General features: G+C 35.0%; 2 protein-coding genes. One reads left to right on the forward strand and one right to left on the reverse strand.

Annotated features, from left to right (window positions below):
- The first annotated feature begins 276 nt into the window (after positions 1-276).
- A complete protein-coding gene (locus tag ACFINC_RS09375; RefSeq protein ID WP_375610990.1) occupies positions 277-999 on the forward strand; it encodes a hypothetical protein in 723 nt (240 codons plus the stop codon).
- Here the strand turns inward: ACFINC_RS09375 and ACFINC_RS09380 are convergent.
- Positions 985-1510: hypothetical protein (locus tag ACFINC_RS09380; RefSeq protein WP_375617039.1), on the reverse strand; the 526-nt coding region annotated here is incomplete at its 5' end. The two genes, ACFINC_RS09375 and ACFINC_RS09380, sit on opposite strands and share 15 nt — an antisense overlap.

A 1510-nucleotide genomic window follows, 5' to 3' on the forward strand; every position in this document is an offset into this window, starting at 1 on the left:
CCATTCCTGCCTTAGGGGGTTTATATTTTTTCTTTGTTTGAGAAATCTGTTCTGTATTTTGTGATGTCATAAAATACGCCCTCCAGATAATAAAAAACCCCGCATTTGCGGGGATTTTGAACTGTACATTTCCCTCTCCAGACACAATACGCCTAAGTACAGTAAGGTCATTAAATACGATTTGCTACACTTTGTCAACATAAAAATAACACATATTGATAATTTCAAAGGGAATCGGTTAGGTAGTGTTAATTATTATAATTTAAGGATTAAATAATGAAGTCACTATCCATAACGCTCATAGTAATATTTATAGCTTTCTTTTCGATATCAGTGTTATCAAGATACACTAGTGTAGATAGTTTAGAACAATACGATAAACTTTACGAAAAATATGTAAGTGAAAATTATCAAAACTCAGAATATCATCAAAAATTAGCAAAGGCAAAAGAATCGGTGGAGTATTTAAAAACATTTATGGGAAGTACTGTAGACATCCCCAATGATAAAAGTCCATTTTGGAAGCATTTAATAACACTACCTAGCAATCCTCCGGAATTTAATATTTTAAAACATTATCACATAGTGCTTGTTTTTTGTGGTCGTTTTGCTGATTTATTACAAGGTGATAAAAGTATGCCCACAGTTACATTTAACGACTTGCAAACAAAACTTAAGAAATACGGTAGTATTTTTAATGACTGGGATACTATAGAAACTATTTTATTTAAAGCAAAATTTGAAACACATTTTAATGATCCAATGTTTGAATACGCAGAAAAATTTTTGAATTCTCCAAATGGCATTAGCAGAAAAGAACAAACTATTCGTACAGAGCATATGATACTAGGACATGAAAGCGTTCGTTTACAAAATACAGTGAATATGTGCTCTATTGCTATAAGTGTATATAGAGAAATGATGCCCAAAGAAGATATAAGACCCCCAGTAAGATATGGCTCTTTTGAAAAATGGAAGCGATATTTAAAAATTTTTTAAACTAGCGATTAAATACTTATGAAGCGCATTAAGAGCAACGCGCAGTGAATTCACAAGGTGTGGTAGCATTTGATCTTCTATAACGAGATACTGTAGCGCAGCGTGAAGATTATACTGTCTATAAAGGCATTGTGCTTCTTTTAGTGCCTCTTGCGTGTTTATAAACTGCTCTGTTGCAAACGATACCCATTTGTCTCTTGCCTTATCATCAGATGATGATGGCATTTCGTCATAAATCGCATTAGGCAAGCCTTTTGCACAAAGGTAATTATTTCTTATCTGTAAGTACTGTTGCGCGGCATCATATTGCTCTTGAGTAATCACGCCTTGCAAACAAAGCCGCCCGATATAGGTACCAGAAAGTGGATTTTTTGCCTCTTGTAGCGTTAAACCGAAACGCTTTGCACGCATTTCTATTGCCAATTTATCAACGGCTTCACGCGGTGCTTTTGCACGTGATATACGTCCGTTTGGTTCTCTTACCTGCCCTGCTATTTTAGGGCGTCCCCTT

The organism is Bartonella sp. AP58NXGY (assembly GCF_042195785.1).
Lineage (GTDB): Bacteria > Pseudomonadota > Alphaproteobacteria > Rhizobiales > Rhizobiaceae > Bartonella.

What these genes read in the sequence shown, in the direction of transcription:
- ACFINC_RS09375 (WP_375610990.1), top strand. Translation starts at nt 277, where the DNA reads ATGAAGTCACTATCCATAACGCTCATAGTAATATTTATAGCTTTCTTT.